This is a genomic window from Haliea sp. (assembly GCF_040221975.1).
Classification (GTDB): Bacteria; Pseudomonadota; Gammaproteobacteria; order Pseudomonadales; family Halieaceae; genus Haliea.
This window is the reverse complement of record NZ_JAVJWR010000009.1, coordinates 59,950-86,001: the sequence shown is the minus strand read 5'-3', so window position 1 is coordinate 86,001 and position 26,052 is coordinate 59,950. Positions and strand designations below refer to the sequence as shown.

Here is a 26,052-nt window from a genome sequence, read left to right as displayed (position 1 = left end):
TTTTCAGAGCTGGGGCAGGGCCTCTACCCAGGCGCCGAAGGCGGTTACTGCGGGTGCCGCGGAGCTATCCCGGGGTACCACCAGGTAATAGTGCTGCTCGCAGGGCAGTCGCAGCTCGCTCGCCTCTACGAGGCTGCCGCGGGCGAGAGCTTCCAGCACAAAGTAGGTGGGCAGAAAAGCCAGCCCCAGTCCCTGGATGGCGCACTGCAGGACCAGGCCAAAGGTTTCCAGCCTCGGGCCCGGCAGGCGCGCAATCTGCTGTTGGTCGCAGCCGGCCCGGTGCAGCCAGATGGCGCTGGATGACCAGGGCCCACTGTGGTGCACCAGCGGGAAACGCAGGGCATCGCGGTAGTTCTCGAGCGCGCCGTGGCGCTGCAACAGCGCCGTGCTGCATACGGCGACCAGTGTCTCTCCCATCAGGCGCCTGGCACTCGCGCCCCGCCACTGGCCATCGCCGTACAGCAAGGCCAGATCACAGTGAGTGGACAGCGGGTGCAATTTGTCGAGGTCGGTAATCAGCTGTAGATCGATCAGCGGATGCGCGCGGTAGAATTCCTCCAGGTGGGGAATCAGCCAGCTGCTGGCCAGCGCCGGCTCGACCCCAACCTTCAGGCTGTGTTTGCCCAGGCTGTGCAGCTGTTCCGTGGCCCGCTGCAGACGCTCGAGAATATCACCCACCCGCTCTGCGTACTGGCGCCCCGCCTCGGTCAACTGCAGGCGCTGGCGCTGGCGCAGAAACAGGCGTACTCCAAGCTGATCCTCCAGACTGGAGAGCTGACGGCTGACCGCGCCCTGGGTCATGTTGAGCTGCTCGCTGGCGCGGGTGACGCTGCCGCTGCTGGCCACCGCGTGAAAACAGGCCAAGGCGCGGGTGGAAGGCAGCCGGATGCTCATGTGAAGGCGACTTCATGCAATTTGGTAATGAAGTATGCCGGATAATTCGATATTGCCGCAACCGGAGCACAGCTACTATGAGCTACATGACCAAAGTAGAAACGACACAGCATGGGATTACCTGCGGCGAGCACCTGATGCAGATGCTGGCGGCCTGCGGCATTGAGCTGGCCTTTGGCATTCCCGGCACCCACACCATCGAGCTGTATCGGGGCCTGCCCCGCAGCAGCATCCGCCACATTACCCCGCGCCACGAGCAGGGCGCCGGCTTCATGGCCGACGGCTACGCCCGGGTGACCGGCAAGCCCGCCGCCTGCATTACCGTCTCCGGCCCCGGCGCCCTCAATATTGCCACCGCCATGGGCCAGGCCCTGCAGGACTCGGTTCCGATGCTGGTGATCTCGGCGGACAACAACCGCCACCAGCTCGGCCTCGGCGAGGGCCGCCTGCACGAGACCCGCAACCTGCAGGCGGCGATGGCGGAGTGCAGTGTCTGGAGCCATCGCCTGCTGCGCGTGGACGAACTGCCCCGCGTGCTGGCCCGGGCCTTTGCCATCTTCGCCAGTGAGCGCCCGGGGCCGGTACACATCAGTATTCCACAGGACGTGATCACCGCCGATGCCAGCCACCTGGAGATTGCGCCCTGGCCCCTGCCCTCCCGTCCAGGCCCGGACCTGGCGGCGATCACGGAGGCCGCACGGCTGCTCAACGGCGCCGAGCGCCCGGTGATCGCGCTCGGTGGCGGCAGCGCCGATGCCGCCGCGCTGGTGCGCGAGCTGGCGGTGCTGCTGGACGCGCCGGTCACCTGTACCCACAACGCCCGCGGCATCCTGCCCCCTGAGCACCCGCTGCTGGTGGCCAGCAGCCCCTCGCTGCCAGCGGTGCGGGCCCTGTACCAGAGCGCGGACGTCGTCCTTGCCATCGGCACCGAATTCAGCGAGACCGACTACGACTTCTTTTTCGACGGCGGCTTTGCACTCGGAGGCAAGCTGGTGCGCATCGATATCGACGGCGCCCAACTGTGCCGCAACATGCGCCCCGACGTGGCAATCCGCGCCGACAGTGGTCTCGCCCTGGCGGCGCTGCTGCCCCTGCTGCAGCGGCGGTCCCGCGACGGCGCCGGGCGCACGGCAGCCGTGTTGGCGGCAACGACCGGCCACCGGGCCGACTATCAAGCATTTCTGGACTGCCTGCAGCTGGCCCTGCCGGATGCCGTCCTGATGGCTGACTCAACCCAGCCGGCCTACTTCGCCGCGGCCCAGTATCACCCGTCGACACCGCGCAGCTTCGCCAGCGCTGCCACCGGCTACGGCACCCTGGGTTACGCCCTCCCCGCCGCTATAGGCGCCAAACTCGCACGACCCGGCGAGGCGGTGATCGCCCTGATCGGGGACGGTGGCCTGCAGTTCACCCTGCCGGAACTCGCCAGCGCCGTTGAAGCCGGTGTCGGCATCGCTGTTGTGGTGTGGAACAACAGCCGCTACGAGATGATCGCGCAGAATTTTGTCGCTGCCGGGATGGAGCCCATCGCCTGCGACCCGTACACCCCGGACTTTATCGCCACGGCCCGCGCCATGGGCTGCGAGGCGGCACGCGCCGGCAACCTCGGGCAGCTGCGGGCGCTGCTGGAAGACAGCGCCGGGCGCACAGTTCCCACCCTGATCGAAGTCCAGGAGCGCGATTTCCTGGACCCGGTCACGCAACCGTGAGTGACACCATGACCGCAATTGCCGGGCCGGCCTTCAGCGGCCGTACCAGCCGCCTCGCCCACCGCCTCATCGACGACGGCCAGGGCGTCTGGGGCGTACACGATCGGGCCTGCGAGATGGCGGCTCGCGATGAGCCGGTGTGCCTGTTGTCCGTCGGTGATCCCGACCTGCCCACGCTGCCTTCCACCATAGACGCCGCCATTGACAGCCTCGAGCGGGGCCGCACCCACTACGCCCCGGGGCGCGGCGAACTGAGCCTGCGCCGAACCATCGCCGCTATCGAAGCAAACGCTTCCGACAAGCCCTGCGACCCCGATGAGATCGTGATTTTCCCCGGCGCTACCAATGCCATCTACTCGGTACTGGCCTGCCTGGTGGACCCCGGCGAGGACGTGGTGGTGGCGGAGCCCATGTACGTGGGCTACGACGGACTGTTCCGGGCCCTCGGCATCAACGCCGTCACTTTCCCGCTGGAGGCCGCCGCCGGCTTTGCGCTTGATGTCGCCGCCGTACAGGTGGCTGTCACCCCGGCGACCCGGGTCCTGCTGCTGAACACCCCCGGCAATCCCGCGGGCAACATGATTACGCCTGCGCAACTGTGTGCGCTCGCTGCCTGGTGCCGGGAGCGGGACATCTGGCTGGTCTCCGATGAGGTGTACTCAATGATCACCTTCGAGCAGCCGCACACCTCCCTGCGCAAGGCGGCGAAGGCGCTGGACAACGTTGTGGTCATCGACGGCCTGTCCAAGTCCCACGCCATGACGGGCTGGCGCCTGGGCTGGACCGTGAGCAGCCTGGCGCTGGCGGACCGCCTGCTGGAGTTCACCTCCGCCACCCTGTTTGGCTGCTGCCAGTTCGTGCAGGATGCCGCTGTCCATGCCCTGACCAATGATGAGGACTACATCGCCGGGGTGCGGGACGAATATCGTCGGCGCCGGGATTATGTCTGCCAGCGGATCGCGGGGATTCCCGGCCTGAACTGTGAAGTACCGGCAGCTGGCATGTTCGTGATGGTCGACGTCGCGGGCACGGGCCTCGACGGACTGGCTTTCGCCGAAGCCCTGCTCGACCAGGGGCAGGTATCGGTACTGCCGGGCGCGGGTTTCGGTGCCAGCTGCCGTAACTATGTACGGATTTCCCTGACCCTGTCCGTGGCGGCGATGGCGTCGGCCTTCGACCGCATCGAAGCCTTTGTAGCAACACTGGAGTGCAAACCCCGTGAGTGATAGCGCAACTTTGCCCCGCATCAACGGCCGGCGCCTCTGGGATCGCCTGCAGGCCATGGCCGCCCACGGCGCCACCGCCAACGGTGGCTGCAACCGGCAGGCCCTGACCGACACCGACCGGATCGGTCGCGACCTGTTCCTGGACTGGTGCAGACAGGCGGGTTGCGACATCCGCATCGACGCCATCGGCAATATCTTTGCTCGCCGCCCCGGCGTCGACGCGGACGCGGCCCCGGTCCTGACCGGCAGCCACCTCGACACCCAGCCCACCGGCGGCAAATACGACGGCGTCTACGGCGTGCTCGGGGGGCTGGAGGTGCTCGAGACCCTGAACGACGCGGGTATCCACACCCGGCACCCGCTGGAAGTCGTGGTCTGGACCAACGAGGAGGGTTGCCGCTTCGATACCGCGATGATGGGCTCCGCCGTATGGTCCGGCGCCATGCCCCTGGCCGAGGCCTGCGCGCTCACCGACCGCGACGGCCACAGCGTCGGCGAGGAGCTGCAGCGCATCGGCTATCGGGGCCAGGAACCGGCGCAGCCGTTCCCGGTACACGCGGCCTTTGAACTGCATATCGAGCAGGGGCCGGTGCTGGAGGCAGAGGAACTGGCTATCGGCGTGGTCACCGGGGTGCAGCACATGAGCCGCCACCGGGTATTCATCGACGGTGTCGCCACCCACGCCGGGCCGACGCCCATGGCCATGCGCAAGGATCCGATGATGGCCCTGGCCGCACTGCTGCCGGCACTGTTCGCGCTGGCCACCGAGCAGGGGCCAGAGGCCCGGGTCACCTGCGGCTTTGTGCAGGCGCGGCCCGGTTCCAGCAACACGGTCCCGGAACAGGTAGAGCTGACCGTGGACATCCGCCATCCGCAGCTGGCGCGCTATCGAGCGCTGGAGGCCGGGCTGGAAGCGGCGGTGCAGGACGCCTGTGCCCGTTTCCAGCTTGAGGGGAAGGTGAGCTGCTTCTGGGAGGCCCCCGGCGTCACCTTCGACCCGGACTGCGTGGCCGCGGTGGCGCAGGCGGTAGAAGCCCTGGGCTACAGCCATCGCGAGATGGTATCCGGGGCCGGCCACGATGCCTGCAATCTCGCAGCCGTTGCGCCCACCAGCATGATCTTCATCCCCTGCGAGGGCGGCGTCAGCCACAACGAGGCGGAGGCCATTACACCGGCCCAGGCAGAACAGGGCGCCAACGTGCTGCTGCTGGCCATGCTGGAACGGGCGGGGGTGGCGGCATGAACCTGGGGCAGCGCAAGGCGGGCGGCGGCAGCGCAGTACTCACCCGCTGGGGCATGGACTCCGAGTACGGGGTGTTGCGCGACGTGTTGATCGGTCCGGTGGACCACTACCGCTGGCAACCCGGCAACGCCATGGCCCGCCGCTCCCGGCGTCTGGGCCGGGAATTTGACCCGGTGCTGGCGCGCGCCCAGTACCGGGAGATGCTGGATGCCTACCGGCAGGCCGGTGTCACCACCCATATCCTCGAAGCCGACTCCGCCCTGCCCTACCAGATCTACGCCCGGGACTCCTCGGTCATGACCCCCTGGGGGCCGATCATCACCCAGATGTACAGCCCCTGGCGGCGCGGGGAGTGGAAGCCGGTGCTGGAGTTCTACCTCGGCCAGGATATCCCCATCTACGACATCATCACCGCCGGCAGCCTGGAGGGAGGCGATTTCATGGTGCTTGAACCCGGGGTGATTGTCTGCGGAATCAGCGGCGAGCGCACCAGCCCCGAGGGCCTGGCCCAGTTGCAGGCCTGGGTGGAGGCAGAGGGCTGGGAATTCCGCAACTACAGCTTTGATCCCTACTTCCTGCACCTGGACGTGAAGCTGGCGATGCTGTCGGACAAGCTCGCCGCGGTCTGTGGCCAGGCCCTGGAGCAGGAATTCCTGGACTGGCTGCAGGGGCGCGGTATCGAACTGATCGACATCTCCTACCGGGCGATGCTGGAGCTGGGCTGTAACGTCGTGGCCCTGGGCAATGACCGGGTGCTGATGCCCAATGACAACGTCGAACTGCGGGACAAGTGCCGGGCCCGGGGACTGGAGGTGATCGACCCGGACGTCAGCCTGTTTACCGCGGGTGGCGGCGGCGTGCACTGCATGTGCCAGCCGCTGCGGCGGGACCCTGCCTGAGCAGCGCCCGCTCGCCTGGCCTGCAGGCAAAATTGCCCACACCGGACTGCATAATCATACGCAGGCAGTTACCCCCCCGCTGCCGATTTCTTTACCCTGTGCCGTTCTCTGTTGGTACCGGAATCTGGAGGCCGACGACCGCGTGGCTTTCTGCGTTGTTTCCAGGACCAACATCATGGATTACGTCGAGATTCGCGGTCACGCCAGCCTGCAGGACGACACTGACCGCAGCTTCTTCCGGCGTCAATTCATGGCCGGTTCAGGTGGCGCGGAACCACCGGAGGATCTGGACGCGCCGGGCGCTGAGCGGGTCATCATCACGATCCATCCGCAGCAGGTTTCCAGCCCCAAGCTGTACGGTGGTCGATTCGGTTGAAGGCGGGTCCGCCTGCCTGGTCGGGCCGGGCCGACCTGGGCCGCCTACGTGGCCCGGCCTCGGCGGCCCCACCCTCCTGCGCGGCCCCACCTATATGTCCGCGGGCAGAAACGCATCCCCCAGCACGGTCCGGCCATCGAGGCTGCGTACCGACAGCCCCAGCGCCAGCACCCACTGCCGGCTGTAGGCCATCTGCCCCACATGGCGGCCGGAGCACAAGGATAGCGCCGCCTCCGCCATCATCTCGATGGGCTCGGCCCAGTCCGGGTGACGGCGGGCGATGTCGCGCACGTACTCGGCCCCGGGGGTGAGCACAATACTTTCCGGCGCCAGGGTATTCACGAAGATGTTCTCTGGCGCCAGCTCGTGCGCCAGGCCCTCACTGTAGCGGTTCAGCGCCGCCTTGCTGGCACCGTAGGCGGCGATCACCAGTGCCGCCTCGCGACTGTCGCGATAGGGCGGCAGGGGCTGGTTGACCGTGGCGCTGCTGATACTGAGGATCCAGCCCGCACCGCGTTCCCGCATCCCGGGTAGCGCCTGCTGGGCCAGTTCCATGGGTACGTTCAGGTTGAGGTCGAGCATCAGGTTGCGCTTCGCGGTCGTGACCCTGCTGGGCAGATCCATGCTGGAACCCGCCGCATTGTTCACCAGGATATCGATGGGGCCGAAGTGTGCCGCGGCCCTGGCTACCAGGTCGGCGCGCGCCTCCGGGTCCAGCAGGTCACAGACCTCCGCCGCCGCCCGGCCGCCACTGGCATTGATCGCCGCCACCGCACCTTCCAGGGTGCCCGGCAGATCGCCGTGGGCACCCAGGCGCGACGCGCACAGCACCACCGCCGCACCTTCGGCGGCAAAGCGGGTGGCAATGGCCTGGCCGATACCGCGGCTGGCACCGGTGATGAGGGCGGTCTTTCCCGTCAGTTGTCCCATGCTGTTCTCCTTTATGCTTGTGCTGCAGGGTTGCGGATCAGGTGTGAATTCTGCTCAGTACTGCCGATAGCGGCGCTGCACATGGCGATGGCGCAGCAAGCGCTGGGCGGCTCGCTCCTCGGCTGTGACAATCCGCGCATGGGGCATGTGCGCGCGGATTTCGTCAAAGGGCACTTTCCTTGCGGTCAGCGTCGGCCACTGTTCCTTTGGTGGCTGCTCGGGATAGGTCCAGCGCATGCTGGTGTAGCCGTGGGGGACCCCGGTGGTACTCACCCAGTTGGCGACACCCGGGTCGCGGTGACAGACCACCCAGCGCCGGGCGCCATCGGGATCGGTTTCCACGAAGTGCGCGTTGATATTGCTGGGGTAACTCTCGAAGTCCAGCGACTCTCCCCACAGGTTGGCCAGGTGGAAACCGAGGAAGTGCGGCTCGATCGGCGTGCGGGTCTCGATTACCAGCGCCTCGTCATCTTCCAGCAGGTAGGTGCCGCCGGCGTAGATGTTGCTGCTCTGGCCGCCACCGGTGGCGATACCCAGCACATTGGGCGGGTTCATGTCGTTCACCGGCATGAACGGTTTGTCCAGGCCCATGCGCTCGCTGATGCCGCCCGGCACCTGGCCGTAGGTTTCCAGGGTAATGGTATTGAAGGCATTCCAGAAGTGGACCTGATTGCGGGCGATACGGCCGATCTCCCGCAGCATGTGTTCGGCGCCTGCGGGGTCGATAGGCGGACGCGGTTCCTGCTCGCAGCCAATGCGCAGGATCTCCAGATCGAGCAGGTCCTGGTTGGCCCAGTCGTGGAACAGCTCACGGCAGGTCAGGAAGCGGCCCACATGCTCCACCCCGCGGCTGCTGCGCTTGCTGAGCATGAAATTGCCGCTGTAGCCCTCGGGCTGCTCCGGCGCCACCAGGATCTCGAAGCTGCCATCCGCTTCCACCTGCAGCTTGCTGCTGTCCAGGGTACTGGTATTGATACGGGTACCCGGCTGCATCTCCGACAGCTTGCCGCTGTCGCCGGAGTAGCCGCTGGCCAGCTCGAAAATCACGTACTGGGGCGCGGTGGTGCCCGCCGCCGGCGCCTCCCCGCGCCAGTGCCGGGTGTCGGCAGCGCGGCCGCGAATGCGGTAGCTGTAGTTGCCGTCGATCTCCACCCCCAGGTAGACCGCGTCGGCATTGTCGATGGTGGAGCGGTTCATCGGCTGGATCGCACGCCGGAAGCGCGGATACAGCGGGTCCGCCAGCGCCCGCTCAATCGCATTGAGCATGAACCCGGCCACGTAGCGGTAACCCTCCGCCAGATTGCGGTCCGTGGGCGGCGGCGGGTACAGGGCCGGATCGTCGATGGCGTCGCGTGCTTCCTGGAAGCACTGGATCATGTCGTCGAAGGCCGCGCGCAGGGACTCGCGGGTGGCGGCGGTACTCTCGGGGTGGGGCATGCGCATGATTCTCCGTGGTCGGTTTTTTATGTTTCAGTCGCGGTGGCTGACGGCGCTGCATCATCGGCGCCGGTCGCGGTCTCGCGGGGCCCGTCCGCCCGGACCTCAGTCGCCTGCGGCTTACCTGGCTGGGGCCCAGCCGCCCGCAACCAACCATAGCGGTCATAGAAGGGGCCCAGCCGCTGCTCCAGCAATTCACTGGACAGGTCGTATTCGCCCAGGCTGTATTCGAACCTGGAATGGTGGCTTTTTTCGCGCTCGGCATTGGCCTGCAAATAGTTGTCGAAAGTGTCGCTCACGGTCATGCCCAAGGCAGCGTAGACCGCATGCACGGTTTCCCGCGGCCGCGCGGTAAGCTCCCGGTAATCGACGAAGGCGTGGGGGGTAGCCGCGTGTCGGGCGAGCTGAGCCGCCGGGTTGTGAAAACTTTCGAAGGAGGTTTCCAGCAGCATGTCCAGGGAGTGGCCGTAGTCGGCCTTCTGCCAGCCGCGGCTCTTCCAGGAGATTTCCACCAGTTTCAGCAGGCTGGGCACGCACTCGGCGGGATCCCGCACCATGACCACGATGCGTGCGTCCGGGAAAAATTCGATCAGCGAACCGACCCAGCCGCTCATCACCGGGTTCTTGCTCAGGTGGATGCGGTCGCCGCCGTTCAGCAGCAGCTGGCGTTTCACCAGTTCCCGGTAGTGGTGCAACCAGCGGCGGCGCTTGGCGGGCATCTGGTCAAGGTGGAACAGGTCCAGCACATCCATCACCGGCAGGTCCGTCGCCCACTGCTGGGTGACAAAGGCAGCGCGCATGGCGAACTGGTCCTCCTCCGAGGTCCACAGGCTCATGTTGTGGATGTGGCGGAAGGGGCCGAAGGTCTTGTCATCCCAGGCCTTGAGTGTGCGGTGAATGAAGCCGCCCAGGAGTCGGCTGTCGGCCTGCCCCAGCCAGCGAATAACTTTTTTCTGCAGCAGCGAGGGGAACAGGGTCTCCCAGTAGAGAAAGTAACTGAAACGCTCGCCGTCCGCCGCCAGCAGGCGGTGCATCAGGGTGGTGCCGCTGCGCGCGTGGCCGACAATGAATACAGGGGTTTTGACCTTTTGCGTCCACAGCCGCGGGAACAAGACGTAGTCGAGCAGGAAACAGAGGCTGTGGAACAGGGTCGCCAGCGGCGTGGTGACCAGCAAGCGCAGCAACAAGCGCCGCCGGCCCGGCCAGTGTTTCAGGCCCCAGACGTGGCGCAGCAGACGGAAGTAATAATCGAAGTCGAAATACATGGCGCTCGCAGGCAGTTGTCATCGCATCGGAATACAGTACTCTAGCCCTCTGGCCGGCGCTGGCAACTGCGGTTTCGACATCGCGCTGTTGGTTGTATCTTCATGTATTTATTGATTTTTTCGGAGCCCTTCCGGCAGTGAACCCACTCCACTTACATTTTCGCCGCCACTGGAGCAGACGATGAGCGACACGGGGCTCCCGCAACCGCGCAAACGCCCGCGGCAGCAGCGCTCCCAGACCCTGGTGCGCGCCATCCGCGAAGCCTGCCTGCAAATCCTGGAAACAGAGGGTCCCGATCGACTTACCACCCAGCGTATCGCCGATGTCGCCGGCATAAATATCGCCTCCCTGTACCAGTATTTCCCCAACAAGGAAGCAGTGCTGGCGGATGTCTACGAAGAGCGCATGGCGGGGCTGGTGGCGCAAACCGAGAGCGAGTTCGCCCGCATTCACGCCCTGACCGACCAGGGCCTGGAAGCCACCCTGGCGGCGATCATCGACCTCGAAGTCGCGCTGCTGCTGCAGCTATACCGGATGTACCCAGACTTCTACCTGCAGTACCAGCAGAGCCTGGATATCCGCGCACGCGTGAACGAGCTGACCCAGTCTCTGGCCAACCCCTCATGGGAGCAATGGTTCCCGGGCTTCCTGCGCCGTCACCGGGCGCAGTTGCGCAAGGGCGATATCGACACCATGGCGTTCATCGCCCGCCGCAGTCTGGATGCCTGTCTGCAGTCGGCGCTGGCGGAGCGGCCCCAGGCGCTGGAGGACCCGGCCTTTCAGCGGGAAATGCTAAGGCTGCTGCTGAACTACTTGCTGAAATAGAAAACGGGGGCAGGACCCCAGGCTTCGAATCCACCGCGCCCGAGCCAATCTGTCCAAAAGCGCCGCAAACTCTTACCCATGGATACTTTAAGGCAGCCAGTCCCTTGCCCTTTTTTACCCCACCTGCTTGCGATGAAACATGATCAGTACCGCAGCGATGATCATCTGCAGACTACCGTACAGCAACAGCGTTAGCAGCACAGTATCACCCAGCTGGGCCGTGGCCGCTGTCGAGGCCGGGAAAAGTGACGCCTTCAACAGCACGCCCAGGTTAACGTTGCGAACAATGACCTCCAATCCTATGGCGATGGAGTCCGGCCGGGAAAGTGTGAACAGGCGTGCCGCAAGCCACCCCGTCGCCGTGAGCGCAAGGGTGAAATACACCACCAGCAGCGCATTATCCATGCCAAAGGCCGCGAGATTCAGGCGTCCGGCGCTCATGGAACCGACTACGATCAGGACGATGCCAAACAACGAGGCCCTGATACACCACTTCGACACTGCCACCGCCTGTCGCGGGTAAAGGTAGAGATACAACATCCCGAGCGCCAGCGGCAACAGCAGCGTAAAGGCGATTTCGTTGACAATCCGGCCGGTTGGCATGGTGAAATCCGCCGGCAAATTATCGCTGATCAACGCTGCAAGTATCAGCGGGGTTGTGATCAGGCAGGCCAACGTAGTCAGGCCGGTAATGCTGATCGAGAGAGCGCTGTTACCGCGTGCAAAGTAGGTAAAGATATTGGAGGTGGTACCACCGGGGATAGAGGCGATAAGCGCAACCCCCACCGCCACGCCGCCGTGAACTCCCAGCAGACGCAAGAACCCGAATGTAGCGAGGGGTACCAGTACTAACTGCACAACCATCCCCAGCGTGACGGCACCAGGTTCTCGTACTACGTCGCGAAAATCCCTGGCTGTGAGTGTGGCCCCCATTCCCAGCATTGCCGTTACCAGCTGGAAGACGGCAACCCAGTATTCATGCTCTACGTAAAAATCGCCCATTCATACTGTTTCCTGGTGATCTGAAGGCGGGGTTCGGAGACATCCGTTTGCAGTTTGAGGTCACTGGTGGGGGTCAGGTCTCGCAAGACCTGACCCCAATGTTAACCTTGCCAGCGCCACCCGCAATTCCTGGGGAATCGGCACCGACTTGTTGGCCGCGCGGTCGACAAAGACGTGAACAAAGTGGCCGTGGGCCAGGGCCTCGTCCTCGCCCTGGCGGAAGATGGCGATGCCGTACTGCACCGAGCTGTTGCCGAGACGATCCACCCGCAGGCCGCCTTCGATGGCTTCCGGGTAGCTGGCGGGGGCGTGGTAGTCGCAGCCGGACTGCACCACGTAGCCGACGATCTTGCCGTCGGTGATATCCAGCCCGCCCTCCTCGATCAGATAGCGGTTGGCGACGGAATCGAAGTAGGAGTAATACACCACGTTGTTGATGTGGCCGTAGATGTCGTTGTCGGACCAGCGGGTGCTGATCGGGTAGAAGACCTTGTAGTCACTGCGCTGCGGGCGCCTGCTCATGCGGTAGCCCCGTAGGCGGCGCGGTAGATGTCCAGGGCATCGGCGAGAGCCACCTCCCGCGGATTGTTGACCAGCAGCCGCTGCTGCAGCATGGCATCTTCTGCCAGCATCGGCAGATCCTGTTCCGGCACACCGGCAGCCTCGAGGGTTGCGGGGAGTTGCACGTCGTCAATCAAGCCGCGGATGGCGAGCACCAGGGCGGCGGCGCGGGCTTCAACACCGCCGCTGACACCAGGGACCAGGATCTCCGCGAGCTCGGCATACAGGGGCGCGGCGTCCGGCATGTTGAATGCCAGTACCGAGGGCAGCACCAGGGAATTGGTGAGGCCGTGGGGGATGTGGTAGTGGCCGCCCAGGGGGTAGGCCAGCGCATGTACCGCCGCCACCGGGGCGTTGGCAAAGGCCTGCCCCGCGAGGCAGGCGCCCAGCAGCATGCCGGCGCGGGCCTCGCGGTCGCTGCCGGTGTGCACCGCGGCGCGAATATGGGTTCCCAACAGGCGCAGGGCTTCCCGCGCCAGATTGTCGGACAGGGGATTCTTTTTCACTTTCGAGGTGTAGGCCTCGATGGCATGGACCATGGCATCGACCCCGGTCATCGCGGTCACCGCCGGCGGCAGGCCCAGGGTGAGTTCCGCATCGAGCACTGCCACATCGGGCAGCAGCACCGCGGAGGACACCCCGGCCTTGGTCGTCTCCCCGGTGGTGATGACCGCCACCGGTGTGACTTCCGAGCCGGTTCCCGCGGTGGTCGGCACCAGGATCATGGGCAGCCGGCCACCCTGTACCTGGTCAACGCCGTAGAGGGAGGCCAGCGGCTGGGACCCGCCCAGCAGCACTGCCACCACTTTCGCCACATCCATGGAACTGCCGCCGCCAACGGCGATCACGCCGTCAACTCCGGCCTCGCGCCCGACAGCAGCCGCCGCCTCCACCGTCGCTTCCGGCGGATCCTCCCGCACCTGGTCGAAGAGTATGGCCGGCAGCCCCTCGGCATCCAGCGCCGCCAGCACCGGCTGCACCAGGCCGATCGCCACCAGCCCGGGGTCGGTGACCAGCAAGGGCTTGCTGACACCCAGGCGCCGGCAGCTGTCTGCCAGCTGCAGGGCACTGCCCGGGCGGCAGATCAACTGCGGCACAGTATTGAACACGAACGGCTGCATCGCGGGCCTCCTACATCGTCAGGATGACTTTACCCCGGGCGCGGCGCTCCATCATACAGGCGTAGGCGGCCTGGTACTCCTCCAGCGGGAACGTGTCGGTGACTACCGGATTGAGCTTGCCCTCGGCGAACAGGGCCCACAGCGCGTGGATGTTCTGCAGGTTGACCTCCGGCTCCTCGGCCATGAAGCGGCCCCAGAATACGCCGACAATGGCACAGCCCTTGAGCAGGGTCAGGTTGAGCGGGATGCTGGGGATGGGGCCGCTGGCAAAGCCGATCACCAGGTAGCGTCCCTTCCAGGCCATGCTGCGCACCGCCGGCTCCGAGAAGTCGCCGCCCACCGGGTCGTAGACCACGTCCACGCCCTTGCCGCCGGTCAGCTCCTTGAGCGCATCCTTGAGGGACACCTTGCTGTAGTTGATCACCTCGTCGGCACCGAGCTTTTTGCACAGCTCGAGCTTTTCATCCGTGCTGGCCGCGGCAATCACTTTGGCCCCGAACAGCTTGCCCAGCTCGATCGCGGTAGTGCCGACGCCACCGGCCGCGCCGAGCACCAGCAGGGACTCCCCGGGCTGGATATTGGCGCGCTGTTTGAGCGCATGGTAAGAAGTGAAGTAAGTGATGGAGACGCCCGCCGCCTGCTCGAAGCTGAGTCCGTCGGGCATCGGGAACACGGCGTTGTGGTCCGCCACGATGCGCGAACAGAAGGCGCCGTGGGAACCCATGGAAATCACCTTGTCACCGGGCTTGAGCCGGGTCACGTTCTTGCCGACCGCCGCCACCACGCCGGAGCACTCGCCGCCGGGAATAAACGGCAGGTCCGGCTTGGTCTGGTACTTGTTCTGGATGATCAGCACGTCGGGGAAATTGAGACCCGCCGCCTTCACATCGATCAGTACCTCGTTGTCACCCGGCTCCGGGTCGGGCCAGTTGGTTTCGAAGGCCAGCTTCTCGGGCAGGCCGTGTTCCTTGCAGACAACTGCTTTCATGCTAAGCCACCTCGAACAGGCCGGCGGCACCCATGCCACCGCCGACACACATGGTAATGACCACATACTTGACGCCGCGGCGCTTGCCCTCGATCAGGGCGTGACCGATCATCCGCGAACCACTCATGCCGTAGGGGTGGCCGATGGAAATCGCACCGCCGCTGACATTGAGCTTGTCATTGTCGATGCCGAGCTTGTCGCGGCAGTACAGCACCTGCACCGCGAAGGCCTCGTTCAACTCCCAGAGGCCGATGTCGTCCACAGTCAGACCGTGCTGCTTGAGCAGCTTGGGTACCGCGAATACCGGGCCGATCCCCATTTCATCCGGCTCGCAGCCCGCCACGGCGATGCCGCGGTAGATGCCCAGCGGCTCCAGGCCTTCCTGCTGCGCGGTTTTGGCGTCCATCAGCAATTGCGCCGAGGAACCGTCCGACAGCTGGGAGGCGTTGCCGGCGGTGATGGTGCCGCCCTCGATCACGGTCTTGAGTCCCGCCAGGCCCTCGGCGGTGGTGGCACGCAGCCCTTCATCGGCGCTCACCGTGGCCTCGGCTTCGGACTGCTCGCCGGTCTCCTTGTTCCAGACGATGCGCTTGCAGGTCACCGGCACCAGCTCGGCGTCGTAGCGGCCGGCCTCGTAGGCGGCAGCGGTGCGCTGCTGGGACTGCAGGCCGTACTTATCCATGGCCTCGCGGGAGATGTTGTAGCGCTTGGCCACGACTTCCGCGGTCTGCAGCATGGGCATGTGGATGTTCGGGTGCATCGCCATCAGTTCTTCATCCACCAGCCGGTGCAGGTTCATGTGCTCGTTCTGCACCAGGGATATGGACTCCAGGCCGCCGCCGATCACACAGCTCATGCCATCGTGCATGATCTGCTTGGCCGCGGTGGCCACTGCCATCAGGCCGGAGGAGCACTGGCGGTCCAGCGTCATTCCGGAAACTGTCACCGGCAGGCCTGCACGCAGGGCAATCTGCCGCGCCACGTTGCTACCGGTGGCGCCCTGCTGCAGGGCGCTGCCCATGATGACATCGTCAATCCGGGCCGGGTCGATACCGGCGCGCCGGACCACCTCGGCCACGGAGGCCGCGCCCAGGCTGGCGCCACCGAGATTATTGAACCCGCCCCGATAGGCCTTGGCGATCGGGGTACGGGCGGTGGATACGATCACTGCTTCTTTCATAATTTTCTCCCGGCGCCCCGCCCTGGGCGGAACGCGCCTGTTGCTCTAGTCGAGTTTGATACCGAGGCCTGTCGCGGCCTCGCCAATCATTTTCATGCTCTGCTCAAAGCCCGCGGTCAGCTCGCGCTCGCCGTCCCGCTTGCTGATCTGCTCCCAGTGCGCCGCAATCCCTTCCGGCGTCTGCTCGTCCAGCGGCAGCCACACACTCTCCGTTTCGACGATGCGGGACACCGCAAAGGAACCGGCGCCGGCGGCAAGAATGGTGCGGTTGGGTGAATCCTCGCTGGCCAGGTACAGCACCGCCGGAGTCACGGTTTCCGGCGTCAGCAGCTCAAACGCCTGCTCCGGCAACAGGCCCTCGGTCATGCGCGTGCCCGCGGTGGGCGCCAGGGCGTTGACCCGGATATTGTATTTCGCCCCCTCCTGCACCAGGGTATTCATCAAGCCGATCACGCCCATCTTGGCCGCGCCGTAGTTGCTCTGGCCGAAGTTGCCATACAGGCCGCTGGACGAGGTGGTGACGACGATGCGGCCGTAAGCCTGTTCGCGCATGATCTCCCACACCGCCTTGGTGCAGTTGACGGTACCCATCAGGTGCACATCCAGCACCAGCTGGAAATCCTCCAGGCTGCCCTTGGTGAAACTCTTGTCGCGGAGGATGCCCGCATTGTTGATCAGGATGTCGACCCGGCCCCACTGGTCCATGGCCTGCTGCACCATGGCCTCCACCTCGGCGTATTTGGCGACATTGGCGCCGTTGGCAATCGCCTCGCCGCCGGCGGCCTCGATTTCCGCCACCACGGCTTGCGCTGCCTCGCTGGAGGCTCCGGTGCCGTCCTTGGAACCGCCGAGATCATTGACCACCACTTTTGCGCCGCGCTGGGCCAGCGCGATCGCGTGGCAGCGGCCAAGGCCCTGGCCGGCGCCGGTCACGATGGCCACCTTGCCGTCATAGCGAATACTCATTGCGTCCTCTCCTTACTGTAGGAGCCCGCTCCGCGGGCGATAATTTGTTCAGCCCACGATCACCATGGACAGCCACTCGGCCACCAGCGCCGGGGTTTCCTCGTCCTCAATCTCAACTGTAATACCCTGCTTGATCAGGAAGCGCTTGTCATCCTTCGGCTGCACGTCGAGTATCTCGATGTGGCCGCGCACCCGCTTGCCAGCCTTGACCGGCGCCAGGAAGCGGACCTTGTCGAAGCCGTAGTTCAGACCCATGACCACGCCTTCCGGCATGATGCCGTGGTCCTCGCACAGCTTCGGCAACATCGCCAGGGTCAGCAGGCCGTGGGCGATGGTACCGCCAAAGGGTGTCTGCGCCGCTTTTTCCTGATCCACGTGAATGAACTGGTGGTCCTCGGTGCAGTCGGCAAAGGTGTTGATCCGGTCCTGGTCCATGGTCGACCAGGCGCTGGGCTCCAGTTTGGTGCCCTTGTAGTTAACCAGCTCTTCTTTCGGGACTATCGTAAAGGCCATTCCGGGCTCCTTGTTGTATCTCCGTTGTGTTGCAGGTGTGCATTGAGTGCGGGGCCCTGCGCGATGCAGATCACCCCACTCGCGCGGTCAGCCGTCGCGGAAGGTCGCATTGACCTCCTGCTGCTGCATGTAGCCCTTGAGCTCGTTGCGGCCGACCACCATGCGGTGCACTTCGTCAGGGCCATCGGCCAGGCGCAGAGTGCGCTGGGCCATGTACATGGTGGCCAGGGGCGTATCCTGGGAGACGCCGGTGGCACCGAACATCTGGATCGCCTGGTCGACGATGCGGATGGAGATGTTGGGCACCGCGGTCTTGATCATGGAGATCCACACCCGCGCTTCCTTGGGGTCGACATTGTCCATCATCCAGGCAGTCTTCAGGGTCAGCAGCCGCGCCATCTCGATATCCATGCGCGCATTGGCAACAATGTCGATGTTGCCGCCCAGCCGCGCCAGCGGCTTGCCAAACGCGGTGCGGGACACGGAGCGCTCGCAGAGCAGCCTCAGCGCCTTTTCCGCCGCGCCAATGGCGCGCATGCAGTGGTGGATGCGGCCCGGGCCGAGACGACCCTGGGAAATTTCAAAGCCGCGACCGGGGCCGAGGATCATGTTCTCTTTGGGCACCCGCACATTGGTATAGCGCTGGTGCATGTGGCCGTGGGGCGCATCGTCCATGGAAAACACGTGCATGGGGCGGATGTTCTCCACCCCGGGGGTATTCATGGGCACCAGGATCTGCGACTGCTGCAGGTGCTTGGGGGCGTCCGGGTCGGTCTTGACCATGACGATCATGATCTTGCAGCGCGGGTCGCCGGCGCCGGAAATATAGTGCTTCTCGCCGTTGATCACCCACTCGTCGCCCTCCAGTACCGCGCTGGTAGAGATGTTGGTGGCATCGGATGAGGCAACGTCAGGCTCGGTCATCGCGTAGGCAGAGCGGATCTCGCCATTGAGCAGCGGCTGCAGCCATTCCTGCTTCTGCGCCTCACTGCCGTACTTGTGCAGCACTTCCATGTTGCCGGTGTCGGGCGCGGCACAGTTGAACACCTCCGCGGCGATATGGGACTTGCCCATCTCTTCCGCGAGGTAGGCGTATTCAACAGTGGTCAATCCCGAGCCGTGCTCGCCGTCGGTCAGGAAGAAATTCCACAGCCCTGCGGCCTTCGCCTTGCCCTTCAGGGTCTCCATGATTTCAGTCTGGCGGGCGGTGAACTGCCAGCGGTCGCCGACGCCGATCTCGACGATGTATTCCTCCTCGACCGGGGCGATTTCCTCGGCCACGAAGGCCCTGACCTGCGCCAGCAGGGGCTGCAACTTGTCACTGATTCCAAGATCCATGATGTACTCGCTTCTCTGGTAAAAGATGAGTGAAAGGCGGCCGCGGCTACTGCCCGGCCCCCGGGGTGAGCGCTGCCGCGTAATCCGCCTTCAGCTGCCGTTTGAAAATCTTGCCCGAGGCGATGCGCGGCAACTGCTCGCGCTGCAGCCAGATGTGCGCCGGCACCTTGAACGCCGCCAGGTGTTCGCGCAGGTAGTCCTGCAGGTCCGCGGCTGCAAGTTCCTGCCCTGCGCGCATCACCACGACCGCAGCCACCGCTTCGCCCAGACGTTCGTCGGGCAGGCCGAATACGGCTACCTCCATGACCGCCGGGTGCTTGTGGATGGCGGCCTCCACTTCGATGCAGCTGATATTCTCGCCACCGCGAATAATGATGTCCTTGATCCGGTCGACGATGTAGAGAAACCCGTGCTCGTCCAGCCGGGCCACGTCACCGGTGTGGAACCAGCCGTCGACAAAGGCCTCCCGGGTGGCCTCGGCCTTGTTCCAGTAGCCGCGGCAGTTGGCGGTGGACTTGATGCACAGCTCCCCCTGTTCGTCCACCGGCAGGCTGTTGCCGTCGCCATCAATGATCTTGAATTCCGTTACCGCGGGGACGATGCGCCCGGTGCTGGCGGGGTTGGCGACATAGGCTGCGCCGGCGTTGACCGCGCCGATGGCGTTGGTCTCGGTGAGACCGTAGCCAATGCCTGGCACCGAGCGCTTGAAGGTGGAGGCAATCTCGCCGACCTGGTCCGGGGGGCGCGCCGCGCCCCCGGAAAAGATGTCCACCAGCGAGGAGATGTCACGGTCCGTGTCCCGGGCCGCCGCCTGCAACTCCGCGGACATGGTGGGCACGCCGTTGAACCAGGTGATGCGCTCCGCTTCAATCAGGCGCAGGGCCTCCTGCACATCCCACTTGTGCATGATCACCAGCTTGCGGCCGATCAGCAGCGACAGCAGGAAGGCCGAGTGGCTGGCGGTGCAGTGGAACAGGGGAATGGTGAGCAAGCCGGCGGGAGGCAGCGAAGACGCCGCAGAATCGTCGGCGAGCATCTTGCTCACCGTGCCCAGCAGCATCCAGCTCCAGAGTGCCGCGAGGATGGCGCGGTGGGTGGACACCGCACCCTTGGGGTGCCCGGTGGAACCGGAGGTGTACATGATGGTGGCATCATCCTCGGGCGCCACCTCGACCTCGGGCATCGCCGCACCGGCAAACTCCGCCTGCAGGGCGTCGAAATCCTCGGTTGCCAGCGGCAGATCGGACACATCCCCCACCGCAATAATGCGCAGCTGGTAGCGTTCGGCAATCGGTGCCAGGCGCGCCGCGCGCTCCGGATCCGCCACCACTATCCGGCTGCCGCTGTCCTCGATGCCGTAGTCGAGTTCATCCGTGGTCCACCAGGCGTTCATGGGTACCGCCACCGCGCCGATGGAGACGATGGCAATGAATGCCATCATCCACTCCGGATTATTGCGACTGGCGATCGCCACCCGGTCCCCGGGAGCCACGCCGAACCTGCGCTGCAGGGCAGCTCCCAGGGCAGCGCTGCGGGCCCGGGTTTCGGTGAAGCTGTAGCGCTGGTCGCGGTAGACGACAAACTCCCTGTCGCCGTGATTCTGCATCAGCGCGCAATAGGCGCCGAGGTTGGCGGGCATGGTGACGTAGGTCTGGAAGTCCACGCCGTTGATGCGCACCCCTTCGGTGGCGAAGGGCTGCCCGTCGGCGGTGAGGGCGGCGACGGTGGCCGCGTACTGTTCGAGTGCCGGATCCATTGGGATTGTTATCGCTCCGTCCCGGGGACCGCTAGAACCCGCTCAAGCGGGCAAAACGGTCGAGGTGGTAGTTATAGTCACCAAAGCAGTGCTGGGCAACCCGGGCCCGCTTGATGAAAAAACCGATGTCGTACTCGTCGGTCATGCCGATGCCGCCGTGCATCTGGATGCCCTCGTTGGTAGCGCGCTGCGCGACCTCACAGAGCTTGGCCTTGGCGGCGCTGGCCAACTGCGGCAGTTCGGGATCGTCGGCATCGATCGCCTGCAGTGCCTGCAACACGATGGAGCGGGCCAGTTCCAGCTCCGCGAACAGTTCCGCCGCCCGGTGCTGCAGTCCCTGGAAGGAACCGATCAATTTGCCGAACTGCTTGCGCTCCTTGAGGTAGGCCACCGTGCGTTCAAATGCCTCGGTGGAGAGGCCCAGCAACTCGGAGGCCAGGCCGATATTGGCAATATCCAGGGTGCGGCCGAGGCCCGTCCAGGCCTGGCCCGGCACGCCCATGACCGCATCAGCAGCTACCTTTACGCCTTCAAGGCGCAGGGCGCCAACACCGCGCGAGTCCACCAGGCTGCGCCGCTCAATGGTCAGGTTCTGCGCGCCGGCGGCGACCAGAAAGGCCGTCAGGCCATCGCTGTCACCCGCGCTGCCCGCAGTGCGGGCAATGACCACAAAGTGATCCGCCGCCAGGGCATCCAGCACCAGGGTCTTGCTGCCAGTCAGGGTATAGCCGTCGCCGTCGGCATTCGCGGCCAGCGCAGTTTGCTCCGGTGCATGCCGGGCACCCTCCTGCAGTGCCAGCGAGACCAGTATTTCACCGGCGGCGAGCGCTGGCAGCAGAGCCTGCTTCTGGGCCTCGGTGCCCAGTGCATCGACTGCCGTGGCGCCCACCAGGACCGACGCCTGCAGCGGCGTGGGACTCAGGTGGCGCCCGGCCTGCTCCAGCACCAGGCCGAGGCCGGTATAGCCGTAACCGAGGCCGCCGTAGGCTTCGGGAATGGCGATGCCGGGCCAGCCCATGGCGGCAATCTCCCGCCAGACCTCGCGGGAAAAACCAAGCTCGTCACCCGCATCGCGCAGGGCGCGCAATTGCGCCACCCCGGCTTTTTCCGCCAACAGGCCGGCGGCGGATTCCTTGAGCATGACCTGCTCTTCAGTGAGTACCAGTGCCATTGTGTCTGCCCTCTTCTACGCTCAGTCCGGCAGGCCCAGGACCCGCTTGGCGATGATATTCAGCTGCACTTCGGAGGTGCCGCCCTCAATGGAATTGCCCTTGGAGCGCAACCAGTCGCGACTGGTGACGCCGCCCTGATAAACCTCGCCCTCCCAGCCCAGGGCCGGCTCGCCGCCGATGGCGATATTGAGTTCATTGCGGCGCTTGTTCAGCTCGGTGCCGTAGTACTTGAAAATCGACGAGGCGGCACCCAGGCCCTGCCCCGCCTTCGCCTCGTCCCCGACCCGGCTCATGGTGGCGGCGAAGGCCATGGCATCCAGCTGATACTGGGCAATGGTATGACGCAGGATGCCGTTGCCGAGGCGGCCGCTGGCGTCGGCACCCACGGTCTCAAGCGCGGTCTCGCCGAGAGATTTCTTCGGCGCCGCACCGAAGCCCGAGATCATCTCGCGCTCGTGGGTGAGCAGGTACTTGGCAATGGTCCAGCCCTTGCCTTCCTCACCGACAAGGTTGCGCTTGTCCGCCTTCACGTTGTCGAAGAAAGTCTCGCAGAAAGGTGAGGAGCCGCTGATCAGGCGGATAGGACGGGTGCTGACACCGGGGTTGGCCATGTCGAAGAGGACGAAGCTGATGCCCTCGTGCTTGCTGCCACTGTTGTCGGTGCGCACCAGGCAGAAGATCCAGTCCGCCTTGTCGGCATAGGACGTCCAGACCTTCTGGCCATTGATGATGTAGTGGTCGCCGTGGTCTTCGGCGCGGGTCTGCAGGCTGGCCAGGTCGGAGCCGGCATTGGGTTCGGAGTAGCCCTGGCACCAGCGAATCTCGCCGCGACAGATCGGTGGCAGGTGCTCGAGTTTCTGCTCCTCGTTGCCGAACTGCAGCAGCGCCGGGCCAAGCATGGAGATGCCGAAGCTGTCCAGCGGGCGACGGGCATTGATCCGTGCCATCTCCTGCTGCAGGATCTTGCACTGTTCCTTGTCCAGGCCGCCGCCGCCATATTCCCGGGGCCAGTGCGGCACGGTCCAGCCCCGGGCCGCCATGCGCTCGCACCACAGTTTCTGGTCGGGATGTTTGATTTCCGGGTTGCGCCCACCCATGTACAGGTCCTCGAAACTGCGGACCGGTTCACGCATCGCCGGCGGACAATGGTCTTCCAGCCAGGCGCGGGTTTCAGCGCGGAATTGCTCCAGGTTGCTCACGGGATCACCTCTTCGGGGCCGGGCGGCCACCGTCCAGTTCACTGCGCGGGCCGGGGTCCGCGCAAACCGGATTTGAACATACAGTATGTTTTGCTAACTTTCAAGAATGCCCGGGTTTGTCCGCGTACATGTAGCGATCGGCGGCAGTGAGCAGGGCGTCGACGCTGTCACCGTCATCGGGCCAGATGGCGACCCCCACGGCTATTGCCACCGAAACGGTCTCCGCTCCCAGAACGGCAGGCCCATCCAGGGCGCCGCGCAGGCGCTCCGCCACCCGCCCCGCGCTGGCCCGGTTGTCGATGCCGTGAACGATCAGCAGGAATTCATCACCGCCGAGCCGACCGGCGTAGTCGGCCTCCCGCAGAAATCCCCGCAGGCGCAGGGCCACCTCCACCAGCAGGGCGTCACCGGCCTGGTGCCCGAGCTCGTCGTTCACCCGCTTGAAGCGGTTGAGGTCCATCATCACCACCGCGAAACTTTCGTCGTGACGCAGGGCCCGCTCTAGGGTCCGTCTCAGGGTCTCGTCGATGCTGCGCCGGTTGGGCAATCCGGTCAGCACGTCCTCACTGGCCAGTTGCAGGGTGTGCCGGTGCTCGCGAAAATAGCAGGCCACGGTGATGCTGAAGGTCCAGCCCATCAGGTACAGTGAGGTACCCACGAAAAGTACCGACCGCGCCAGCACCAGGTCCCGGACGGGGTCGAGCATGACCTGCAGCGACGACCACCAGCGGAACAGGAATCCCAGCGCAAACAGGGCGGCGAAGAGGGCGGAGAGCTGGTAGATCCGAAACTCGTCGCGGCGGGTTTTCCAGACCATGACCATCGCAACCGCCAGCAGCCCGGTCGCCGCCAGCGGGTCGTGCCAGAGGTAACGGGCAATGGCATCATCACGGTTCACCCAGGCCAGCAGGGCGAACAGCGGGACCAGCAAAAAAACCAGTTTCCAACGCCGGTTGGAATGATGGCCGCGAAATCGAAGACTGCCTTCCAGGGTGAGCATCACCGCGGACAGTGACAGCGTGTTATTGACAAAAATCAGGTACGGCTCGACTCCACCGCGCCCCGCAACCGGTACCAGGACCAGAAAGGCCACCGCACTGGCCGCCGACGCCAGAAACCAGTGGAAAACCCCTTTCATCCCGTGATTGATGCGCCACAGGACCAGCATGATGAGCGTGCACACGCTCGCTGTCATGGCGATCATCAGGAACAATGTTGGCACATGAAGTGCGTTCATCGGAGCGCCGGAATTGAAATGAACGCACCATATTGGACAAGCCCGACTGGATGTCAATGCCCCATAAGCGGTGTGGTGCTATACGGTCGCCCAGGTGGGGCCTCAGAGTTGCGCCCGCGGCATCTCCACCTGGGAAGTGACGATGCCACCGTTGACACCGTAAACCTCACCGGTCACATAGTCCGCGGCCGGCGAGGCCAGGTACAGGGCGCAGGCGGCGATGTCCTCGGCAGCACCGAGCCTGGCCATGGGGGTTTTCGCGAGCATGGACTGCTCCAGTTCCGCGTTCATGAAGTTGCCCAGGGCTGTAGTCAGGATGGCGCCGACGCCAATGGCGTTAACCCGCACCTTGGGGGCAAAGTCCTGCGCCAGCTCCCGGGTGAGCCAGGACAGGGCCGCCTTGCCGGTACCGTACGCGGCGAAACCGGGCTGCGGATGGCTGCCGGCCATGGAGGAGATGTTGACGATGGCGCCCTTGCCGGTGGTGGCGACCATCTGCGGCACGCTCAGACGGGAGAGGGAAAACGCCGTGGTGACGTTGAAGTGGAAGCAGGCATCGAACTCTTCATCGGTGGTGTCCAGCGCCGGCTTGGGACCCCAGCCGCCGGCGTTGTTGACCAGGATGTCGAGACGCCCAAACTCAGAGACAGCCTGCGCCACCAGGTCCGTGCGCTGCTGCGCCTCCATCACGTCACAGACAACCACCAGGGCGCGCTGGCCCCGGGCCCGGACCTCGGACGCTGTTTCCTCCAGTTCGCTGCGGGTGCGCGCGGAAATCACCACGTTGGCGCCGGCATCGGCGTAGGCAATGGCGGTTGCGGCGCCGATGCCGCGGCCGGCGCCGGTGATGATGGCTACCTGTCCGTCGAGGCGGAAGCGATCGAGAATACTGGCCATGGGATACTCCTGGTCGGTGTTGCGGAAGGTGTCGGTCAGTCCACCGCGGCGGCGGGGATGGTGTTCAGCTGCAGATCATTGGGCGGATTGTGCACACACCAGGTGCCCGCCGGATGATAGATATAGGCGACGCAGGCATTGCAGTTGTCGCAGCCGGACTCAGTCAGTTCCCCGCTGCGGAATTTGTTCACCAGTGCCGGGTCGTGGATCAGCGCCCGGGCCAGTACCACGCACTCAAAGCCTTCCGCCATCGCCTGCTCGGCATTGGCCAGGCTCTTGGTACCGCCCAGGTAGGCCAGCGGCAGATCCACGGCGGCGCGGATTTTCCGCGAGTAATCGAGAAAGTACATTTCCCTGAAATCGACCTTGGGTTCGCTGGAGGCCGCCGCTTTCATCATCAGCGCCGTTACCCACTCGCCCTGCTGCTTGAGCACCCGGCTGATGGTTTCGCGATTCATGTTGCTGCCGAACATGAACCAGGTGGATTCCACGTTGCGACCGCCGGACAGCACCAGCATGTCGGCGCCCGCGGCCTGCAGGGCCCGGGCGGTAACAATCGCATCCTCGACCGTGGCACCGCGGCGGACACCGTCGGCCACGTTGATCTTGGCCAGCACCGCCAGCTCCCTGCCCACCGCCTGCTTGACCGCCGCCAGCACGCGGGCCGGGAAGCGTACGCGATTCTCCGCGCTGCCACCGTACTCGTCCTCGCGGCGATTGCTCAGCGGCGAGATGAACTGGTTCAGCAGGTAGCCGTGGCCCATGTGCAGCTCCACCGCGTCGAAGCCTGCCTCCCGCGCCAGCTCCGCGGCGGTGACAAATTCCGCCACCACCTGCGTCATGTCCGCCCCGGTCATCGCGCGCTGGAAGAAATTGCCCTTCAGCGCCCCCGCGGGATTGAACCCGGCCGAGGAGCTGATGGTGCGGCCGCGCACTTTCATGCCGGTAACGAAAGAGCCGCCGTGGGTAATCTGCGCGGAAATGGCCGCCCCTTCGTCGTGCACCGCCTGGGTCAGCACCCGCAGGTCGGGCAGGACCTCGGGACGCATCCAGATCTGGTTGGGCAGGGTGCGCCCCACCTTTGCCACCGCCATGTAGGCTACCGTGGTCATCCCCACCCCGCCCGCGGCCAGCTCCCGGTGGTGTTTGACCAACGCCTTCGTGGGCTTGCCATCCAGGCACATCGCCTCGTTGGCGCCGGATTTGATAAACCGGTTGCGCAGGGTCAAGGGACCCAGGGTGACCGGGTCAAAGGGGGATATTGCTGACGTCATGGTGCAGCCTCTCGGCATAGAATGTACAGGCAGAGGATATTAC

24 protein-coding genes are annotated in these 26,052 nt (G+C 65.1%); 6 read left to right on the top strand and 18 right to left on the bottom strand.

All coding sequences use genetic code 11. The features are described 5' to 3' along the window. Positions 1-3 precede the first annotated feature (3 nt). Positions 4-894, bottom strand: a complete 891-nt coding sequence (locus RLO07_RS02725; protein WP_462290603.1) for a LysR substrate-binding domain-containing protein — start codon at positions 892-894, stop codon at positions 4-6. 77 nt (positions 895-971) lie between these two features. Here RLO07_RS02725 and RLO07_RS02720 point away from each other — a divergent pair, with 77 nt between their 5' ends. From RLO07_RS02720 to RLO07_RS02700, 5 genes are all read left to right on the top strand, one after another. Beyond that, a complete protein-coding gene (locus RLO07_RS02720) occupies positions 972-2,603 on the top strand; it encodes a 5-guanidino-2-oxopentanoate decarboxylase (protein ID WP_462290602.1) in 1,632 nt (543 codons plus the stop codon). An 8-nt stretch (positions 2,604-2,611) separates the two neighbouring features. Continuing rightward, entirely contained in the window at positions 2,612-3,829 is a 1,218-nt protein-coding gene (locus RLO07_RS02715) for a pyridoxal phosphate-dependent aminotransferase (RefSeq protein ID WP_462290601.1), read from the top strand. Next, complete coding sequence (locus tag RLO07_RS02710) at positions 3,822-5,072, top strand: Zn-dependent hydrolase (protein ID WP_462290600.1); 1,251 nt, start codon at positions 3,822-3,824, stop codon at positions 5,070-5,072. Before RLO07_RS02715 ends, RLO07_RS02710 begins: the two co-directional genes overlap by 8 nt. Continuing rightward, the gene (locus RLO07_RS02705; RefSeq protein WP_462290599.1) at positions 5,069-5,971 is read left to right on the top strand and encodes a dimethylarginine dimethylaminohydrolase family protein; all 903 of its coding nucleotides are present in this window, start codon (positions 5,069-5,071) and stop codon (positions 5,969-5,971) included. Before RLO07_RS02710 ends, RLO07_RS02705 begins: the two co-directional genes overlap by 4 nt. A 175-nt stretch (positions 5,972-6,146) precedes the next feature. After that, positions 6,147-6,347, top strand: a complete 201-nt coding sequence (locus tag RLO07_RS02700) for a pyridoxamine 5'-phosphate oxidase family protein (RefSeq protein ID WP_462290598.1) — start codon at positions 6,147-6,149, stop codon at positions 6,345-6,347. Between the two features lie 90 nt (positions 6,348-6,437). On the opposite strand, the gene RLO07_RS02695 is transcribed toward RLO07_RS02700, so the two are convergent. From RLO07_RS02695 to RLO07_RS02685, 3 genes are read right to left on the bottom strand one after another with little or no spacing between them, the layout of a single operon-like run. After that, positions 6,438-7,277: an SDR family NAD(P)-dependent oxidoreductase gene (locus tag RLO07_RS02695; RefSeq protein ID WP_462290597.1), complete on the bottom strand. Its 840-nt coding sequence runs from the start codon at positions 7,275-7,277 to the stop codon at positions 6,438-6,440. A gap of 54 nt (positions 7,278-7,331) precedes the next feature. Beyond that, the gene (locus RLO07_RS02690) at positions 7,332-8,720 is read right to left on the bottom strand and encodes a hypothetical protein (protein ID WP_462290596.1); all 1,389 of its coding nucleotides are present in this window, start codon (positions 8,718-8,720) and stop codon (positions 7,332-7,334) included. A 20-nt stretch (positions 8,721-8,740) separates the two neighbouring features. Next, positions 8,741-9,979 (bottom strand): sulfotransferase family protein, encoded by a 1,239-nt coding sequence (locus RLO07_RS02685; protein ID WP_462290595.1) that lies wholly within the window; start codon positions 9,977-9,979, stop codon positions 8,741-8,743. A 181-nt stretch (positions 9,980-10,160) separates the two neighbouring features. Here RLO07_RS02685 and RLO07_RS02680 point away from each other — a divergent pair, with 181 nt between their 5' ends. Further along, positions 10,161-10,805 (top strand): TetR family transcriptional regulator, encoded by a 645-nt coding sequence (locus RLO07_RS02680; protein ID WP_462290594.1) that lies wholly within the window; start codon positions 10,161-10,163, stop codon positions 10,803-10,805. A 114-nt stretch (positions 10,806-10,919) separates the two neighbouring features. Here the strand turns inward: RLO07_RS02680 and RLO07_RS02675 are convergent, their stop codons facing one another. The 14 genes from RLO07_RS02675 to RLO07_RS02610 form a co-directional block, all read right to left on the bottom strand. Continuing rightward, on the bottom strand, positions 10,920-11,807 hold the full coding sequence (locus RLO07_RS02675; RefSeq protein WP_350145262.1) for a bile acid:sodium symporter family protein: 888 nt from the start codon (positions 11,805-11,807) through the stop codon (positions 10,920-10,922). Between the two features lie 60 nt (positions 11,808-11,867). Then, positions 11,868-12,329 carry an acyl-CoA thioesterase gene (locus tag RLO07_RS02670; RefSeq protein ID WP_462290593.1) on the bottom strand — a complete coding sequence of 154 codons (462 nt, stop codon included), beginning with the start codon at positions 12,327-12,329 and terminating at the stop codon, positions 11,868-11,870. Beyond that, positions 12,326-13,489, bottom strand: coding sequence for an iron-containing alcohol dehydrogenase (locus RLO07_RS02665; protein ID WP_462290592.1), 1,164 nt, complete (start codon positions 13,487-13,489; stop codon positions 12,326-12,328). Before RLO07_RS02665 ends, RLO07_RS02670 begins: the two co-directional genes overlap by 4 nt. 10 nt (positions 13,490-13,499) lie before the next feature. Then, positions 13,500-14,477, bottom strand: a complete 978-nt coding sequence (locus RLO07_RS02660; RefSeq protein WP_462290591.1) for an NADPH:quinone oxidoreductase family protein — start codon at positions 14,475-14,477, stop codon at positions 13,500-13,502. A gap of 1 nt (position 14,478) precedes the next feature. Beyond that, complete coding sequence (locus RLO07_RS02655; RefSeq protein WP_462290590.1) at positions 14,479-15,657, bottom strand: acetyl-CoA C-acyltransferase; 1,179 nt, start codon at positions 15,655-15,657, stop codon at positions 14,479-14,481. Positions 15,658-15,702: 45 nt separating this feature from the next. Continuing rightward, positions 15,703-16,623, bottom strand: a complete 921-nt coding sequence (locus RLO07_RS02650) for an SDR family oxidoreductase (protein ID WP_462290589.1) — start codon at positions 16,621-16,623, stop codon at positions 15,703-15,705. A gap of 48 nt (positions 16,624-16,671) precedes the next feature. After that, positions 16,672-17,136 (bottom strand): MaoC family dehydratase, encoded by a 465-nt coding sequence (locus RLO07_RS02645; RefSeq protein WP_462290588.1) that lies wholly within the window; start codon positions 17,134-17,136, stop codon positions 16,672-16,674. A gap of 87 nt (positions 17,137-17,223) precedes the next feature. Next, on the bottom strand, positions 17,224-18,474 hold the full coding sequence (locus tag RLO07_RS02640; protein WP_462290587.1) for an acyl-CoA dehydrogenase family protein: 1,251 nt from the start codon (positions 18,472-18,474) through the stop codon (positions 17,224-17,226). Positions 18,475-18,520: 46 nt separating this feature from the next. Continuing rightward, positions 18,521-20,230 (bottom strand): class I adenylate-forming enzyme family protein, encoded by a 1,710-nt coding sequence (locus tag RLO07_RS02635; protein ID WP_462290586.1) that lies wholly within the window; start codon positions 20,228-20,230, stop codon positions 18,521-18,523. Between the two features lie 31 nt (positions 20,231-20,261). Further along, positions 20,262-21,401 carry an acyl-CoA dehydrogenase family protein gene (locus tag RLO07_RS02630; protein WP_462290585.1) on the bottom strand — a complete coding sequence of 380 codons (1,140 nt, stop codon included), beginning with the start codon at positions 21,399-21,401 and terminating at the stop codon, positions 20,262-20,264. 21 nt (positions 21,402-21,422) lie between these two features. After that, positions 21,423-22,601 carry an acyl-CoA dehydrogenase family protein gene (locus RLO07_RS02625; RefSeq protein ID WP_462290584.1) on the bottom strand — a complete coding sequence of 393 codons (1,179 nt, stop codon included), beginning with the start codon at positions 22,599-22,601 and terminating at the stop codon, positions 21,423-21,425. A 100-nt stretch (positions 22,602-22,701) separates the two neighbouring features. Next, positions 22,702-23,838: a GGDEF domain-containing protein gene (locus RLO07_RS02620; protein ID WP_462290583.1), complete on the bottom strand. Its 1,137-nt coding sequence runs from the start codon at positions 23,836-23,838 to the stop codon at positions 22,702-22,704. A gap of 102 nt (positions 23,839-23,940) precedes the next feature. Further along, positions 23,941-24,735 (bottom strand): SDR family oxidoreductase, encoded by a 795-nt coding sequence (locus tag RLO07_RS02615; protein ID WP_462290582.1) that lies wholly within the window; start codon positions 24,733-24,735, stop codon positions 23,941-23,943. A 35-nt stretch (positions 24,736-24,770) separates the two neighbouring features. Further along, entirely contained in the window at positions 24,771-26,009 is a 1,239-nt protein-coding gene (locus RLO07_RS02610) for an NADH:flavin oxidoreductase (protein ID WP_462290581.1), read from the bottom strand. Between the last annotated feature and the right edge of the window lie 43 nt (positions 26,010-26,052).